3 protein-coding genes and 1 pseudogene are annotated in these 5,254 nt (G+C 68.1%); 2 read left to right on the plus strand and 2 right to left on the minus strand.

Annotated features, from left to right (window positions below; all coding sequences use genetic code 11):
* Positions 1-230: 230 nt before the first annotated feature.
* The gene (locus tag ACIQ6O_RS12385) at positions 231-1,031 is read left to right on the plus strand and encodes a creatininase family protein (RefSeq protein ID WP_396208101.1); all 801 of its coding nucleotides are present in this window, start codon (positions 231-233) and stop codon (positions 1,029-1,031) included.
* A gap of 155 nt (positions 1,032-1,186) precedes the next feature.
* Here the strand turns inward: ACIQ6O_RS12385 and ACIQ6O_RS12390 are convergent, their stop codons facing one another.
* Together ACIQ6O_RS12390 and ACIQ6O_RS12395 are read right to left on the minus strand one after the other, a co-directional pair.
* Entirely contained in the window at positions 1,187-2,017 is an 831-nt protein-coding gene (locus ACIQ6O_RS12390) for an NAD+ synthase (protein ID WP_396208103.1), read from the minus strand.
* Positions 2,018-2,275: 258 nt separating this feature from the next.
* Positions 2,276-3,112, minus strand: a pseudogene (locus tag ACIQ6O_RS12395) (nitrilase-related carbon-nitrogen hydrolase); the annotation flags it as partial.
* Between the two features lie 63 nt (positions 3,113-3,175).
* Here ACIQ6O_RS12395 and ACIQ6O_RS12400 point away from each other — a divergent pair.
* Positions 3,176-5,239 (plus strand): PBP1A family penicillin-binding protein, encoded by a 2,064-nt coding sequence (locus ACIQ6O_RS12400; RefSeq protein WP_396208102.1) that lies wholly within the window; start codon positions 3,176-3,178, stop codon positions 5,237-5,239.
* The last annotated feature ends 15 nt before the right edge of the window (positions 5,240-5,254 follow it).

The raw sequence follows: 5,254 nt of genomic DNA on the forward strand, positions 1-5,254 counted from the left end.
GCATTCGCGGCGGAGTGGGCGGCGTAAAAGCGCGGGGCAACGGCGCGGGGTAACGGCGGGAAAAAGCGCCAGACGTAGCGGCGCGAGGCATGACAGCGCCAGACGGAACAACGCGAGCCCTCACGGCGCCGTTACGCCTAGCGCGGTCACGTCTGGCGCCGTTACGCTTGGCGCAGTTACGCTTGGCGCCGTCCCCGTTCGACCCAGCCGCACGATGACCCGATGATCCAGTGAGCGACACTTCGCCCCGCGCCTACGCGCCGCGCCCTGGCGTGCTCCAGGAGAACACGTGGCCTACCATGCGTGATGCCACGTGGCCCGTGGCGCTGCTCCCCTTCGGCGCCACCGAGCCGCACAACACGCACTTGCCCTATGGCACCGACACCCTGCTCGGCGGCGAAGTGGCGGCACGCGTGGCGTCCGCGTGTATCGCGAATGGCACCAATGTGGTCGCGCTGCCCGTCATCCCGTTCGGCGTGAACACCACCCAGCTCGACTTGCCGCTCACCATCAACGTGATGCCCAGTACCCAGCTGGCCATTCTGCGCGACGTGGTGAAGAGTCTCGAGCCGCACGGCGTGCGTGGACTGGTGCTGATCAACGCGCACGGGGGCAACGAGCTGCGCGCGCTCGTGCGCGAACTGCAGCCGAGCACCCACATCATGCTCGCCATCGTGAACTGGTGGCAGGCCGCTGATCACCGCGTCTTCACCGAGCCCGGTGATCACGCTGGCGAACTGGAGACGGCGGCCGTGATGCACGTGGCGCCGCAGCTTGTGGTGCCCGACCGTGACACGTGGGGCGACGGCAGCACCAACCCCAGCACGCTCGAAGGCGTACGCAACGGCGTGGCGTGGATGCCGCGCCGGTGGACGCAGGCCACCAACGACACGGGGGTGGGAGATCCGCGCGCGGCGACGGCCGAGCGTGGCGCCACGTTCATGGCGCAGGCTGTGGAGCGCATTGCGGCCTTCTGCTGCGAGCTCGCGGTGGCCGATCCGGCTCGTCTGTGGGAGAACCCGAGGCGCTAGCTTGTCGGCGCGGTCGAGCTCCATGGAGAAAAGGGGGAACTGACAATGGGAGAAAAGGGGAAAGGGAGAAAAAGAGACTCGCTCTCCTGTTCTCCCTTTCCCCTTTTCTCCCAATATCAGTTCCAACCCACTGGCCCAAACCGAGGGCCCGTGGCTCAGTAATCCACCGGCCGCAGATACGATTCCCCAATTCCGCTCTGACTCAAAAGAGCAACCGAAGGCGGCCGCCGCTTCCAGTGCGTGCCGTTGAGGCGGCGCTCCACGATGGCCAGTTCATCCTCGTTGTACCCGCGCGCCCGCAACGCTTCGTGCGTGAAGCCGTGCAGCAAGCCGTTGAGGATTTCATCGGCCCGTGCGTAGCTGATGCCGAGGTCACCTTCGTCGGTTTGTCCCGCGATCAGATCGGCGGTGGGTGCCTTGTTCACGACCACATCGGGAACGCCGAGGTAGCGTGCCAGCTGCCATACCTGCGTCTTGTACAGATCGCCGATGGGATTCACCGGCGGCGAATCGTCGGCGTGCCACGTGAAGTAGCCGAAGAGGCGCTCCGTCTTGTTGCCGGTGCCGATGGGCAGGGCGCGATAGCGTGCCGACAGATCGAAGAGCGCGATCATGCGCAGGCGCGCCATCACATTGCCACGGCGCGCCCCGTCGGCGTCGGGCTCGTTGGCGAGATAGCCGTCCACGGCCGGCGAGATGTCGACCGTGCGGGATTCGATACCGAGGGCATCGATGACGATCTGTGCGTGCTCGAGCGACTCGGGACTGGAGGTGCGATACGGCAAGCGCACGCCGATCACGTTCTCACGGCCGAGCGCTTCAACCGCCAGTGAGGCCGACACGGCACTGTCCACACCGCCCGAGATCCCGATGACCGCCTTGCCGAAGCCACGGCGTGCCATCTCCTCGCGCAGGAAGCCCACCAGCCACTCTTCGGTGAGTTCGCAGTCGAGGGCGAGCGGCGGCGGTCCGCCCTGATCACGCACACCATGCCGCAGGACCGGCAAGTGCTCGGGCAGGGCGCGCACGACGGTGTTGGCCTTCTGCAGCAACTCCTCGGGAATCGCGAACTCGCCGGTGGTGAAGCCGCGCGCCCCGCGCAAAAGATCGGCGGCGGCCGGTTCGGGGCCGTCGTACGCCAATTGCACCGGCCAGCCTTCAGTCACGCGCTTCACGTTGTCGAGCACATGCGGCAGGGCCACGCGCAGGTCACTGAGCAGCGGACTGTCCGAGCGCGCGCGCACGAGATCGTCGAGATCGACGGTGAAGCTGGCAAAGCTCTCGGCCCACACCGGCGCCCGCCCGCGCACGTCACCGCCGGGACCCACGAGGTGCGAGGTGCCGAAGAAGCGCTTGCCGCCCTCGCTGCCCACGAGGTTCACGAAACTGGTGAACACACCGTGCTCGCTGGCGATGTCGCGAATGAGGCGTTCCCAGCGGGCCGCACTGGCGGGGCCGGGGACGCCGTCTTCACGTGGCCACGAGCCACGAGCCGGAGCGGCTGACGACACGAACACCACCTGCGCACCGTCGAGCGCGGCAATGGTGCCGCTGATCGAATGCCACGCATCTTCGCACACGAGGATCGCGGCCCGTCCCCACGGTGTTTCGAAGGCGCGGATGTCGGTGCCGCGTTCCACGAAACGCTCTTCGTCGAACAGCCCGTAGGTGGGAAGGAAGTTCTTGCGGTGCACGTGCCGCACGTTCGGCGGCCCGTCATCGAGGCCGATGGTGAGATACGCCGCGCTGTTGTGCAGCGTGTCACGCCACCTTTCGTAGAAGCCGATGACCACATCGAGCGGCACCGGCTCCATGCCGGCTGTAGCGCACGCCGTGCGGTAGGCCTCGTCGAGGTCGTAGGCGAGGGCACCGGCCGTGCAGGCCACCTCCCGCACGCCGCCTTCCACGAAATAGCCGGACAGCGCCGTTTCGGGGAAATGCACCACCTGCGGGCGCGGCTCGAGGGTGGCGGCCTGCGCGCAGAGCCGGCCCACACGGGCAAGGTTGCCGGCCGTGTCGCCCTTGCGGGGGGCGAACTGGCACAGCGCGATGGTCAGCGGACGAATCGGATCACCTGGCATATACGCAAGATAACGGCAAACCCTCCCGGGATCGGTCCCAGCCTGGCAGTGTAGAATTCATCCATGACAAGAGCGTGGTTACTCCCGTCTGCCAAACTGTGGTTCCTGCCGTCTGCCGTCTGCTTTTCGGCGTCGTTCTTCCCGCTCCGGGCCCAAACCACCGCCGGCTCCGGCGAACCCTGGAAAATCATCACGCCCCCCCAGGCCACCCTGGTGCTGGGCCGCGACGGCAGCGTCATCGGTGAGATCGGCCGGGAGCGCCGCCTCAGCGTGCCCCTGCGCACCCTCCCCCGCTACGTGGGGCAGGCGTTCATCGCGGTGGAAGACAAGCGCTTCTATCAGCACGACGGCGTGGACCTCGTGGGCGTGGCCGGCGCCCTCAAGGACGCGGTGACCAAGGGCAACCTGCGCGGCGCGAGCACCATCACGCAGCTGCTCGTGGGCAACATGCACCCCGACGTGATCGACCGCCGCGACAAGTCGCCCACGCGCAAACTGCGCGAACAGCAGGCGGCGCGCGAAATGGAGCGCCACTACAGCAAGGAGCAGATCCTCGAGGCATTCCTCAACCAGCTCGACTTCGGCCGCGGCGGCTTCGGCATCGAAATGGCGGCGCGTCACTTCTTCGGGAAACCGGCCGCCGAGCTCACGCTGGCCGAGGCGGCGAGTCTCGCGAGCATGCCGAAGAGCCCCACCATCTACGATCCCGCACGGAACACCGAACGCAATCGCGAGCGTCGCAACACGGTGCTCGCCCTCATGGCCGAGCAGGGGTACATCACCGCTGCTCAGGCGACGGCCGCGCAGCGGGAGCCCGTGCGCACCGTCCATCGCGGTGAGAAGCTCGCGCCGTGGGTAACCGATGTGGTGCGCGTGCAGGCCGAACGCGCCGGCGTGAATGTGATGAACGGCGGGTTCCGCATTCAGACCACCATCGATCCCGTGCTGCAGCGCAGCGCCCAGCGCGCGCTCTCTGAGGGGATCGACGAGATCGAGAACCGCCCCGGCTTCCGCGGGCTCAAGTGTGCCAAGAGCAGCACGCCACCGCCGTCGGCGGCAAACGCGCGGAAGCCGCGCGTGGACGCGTGTCTCGAGGGCGCGGTGGTGGTGATCGACCCGACCACCGGCGATGTGCGCGCGCTGGTGGGTGGGCGCGACTACGCGCGCTCGAGCTTCAACCGGGCCATCGACGGGAACCGGCAGCCTGGCTCGAGCTTCAAGGCGTTCGTGTACGCGCAGGCGATCGGGCAGGGGCTCACCGCCAACGCCGTCGTGGCCGACACGGCGCTGCGCGTGCGCCTCGACAACGGACAGGTCTACTCCCCCGACAACGCCGACAACGAATTCCTCGGCGCGCTCACCGTGCGGGAGGCGCTCACGCGCTCACGTAATCCCGTGGCGGTGCAGCTCGCGATGAGCGTGAGCATGGACAGCGTGATCGCGCTCGCCCGTCGTGCGGGGCTGCGCGCGCCCATCGCGCCCTATCCCTCGAGCGCCCTGGGTGCGAGTGCGGTGCAGCCGCTCGACTTCGTGGCCGCGTACGCGAGCTTCGATAACGGTGGCGTGAGTGTCGACCCGCGCTTCATCGTGCGCATCGAGGATCGCGGCGGGCGCGCGGTGTTCACGCCGCAGAGCGCGCCCATGCGCTCGGCCATGGACCCGCGCGTCGCCTTCATCATGCGCGATATCCTGCGGGATGTGGTGGAGCGGGGGACCGCGACGGCGCTGCGCCGCATCGTCCCCGAGCGCATACCGGTGGCTGGAAAGACCGGCACCACGAACGACAACACCGACGTGTGGTTCGTGGGCATGACTCCCGAACTCGTCACGGGGGTATGGCTGGGCTTCGACAAGCCCGCGATGATCGCGCCCGGTGCCGCCGGCGGCACGCTCGCTGCACCCATCGCCGGCCGAGTGATCGCCGCTGCTTACGAAAATCGCACCGCCGGCGCGTGGACCCCGCCGCCGGGAGTCGTGGCCGTCGACATCGACCGCACGACGGGCAAGCCCGCGGACGCCAACACGCCGGCCGACCGCAAGTACGGCGAGTGGTTTCTCATCGGGACGGAGCCGGGGGCGCTGGCGTGGCCGCTCTCCCTCTTCCGCCTTGGGCCGATTGGGTACTGAGCTCTGAGATTCGAG

Origin of the sequence: Gemmatimonas sp. (assembly GCF_044345575.1) — a bacterium.
Taxonomy (GTDB): domain Bacteria; phylum Gemmatimonadota; class Gemmatimonadetes; order Gemmatimonadales; family Gemmatimonadaceae; genus Gemmatimonas.

What these genes read in the sequence shown, in the direction of transcription:
- ACIQ6O_RS12400 (WP_396208102.1), top strand. Translation starts at nt 3,176, where the DNA reads ATGACAAGAGCGTGGTTACTCCCGTCTGCCAAACTGTGGTTCCTGCCG.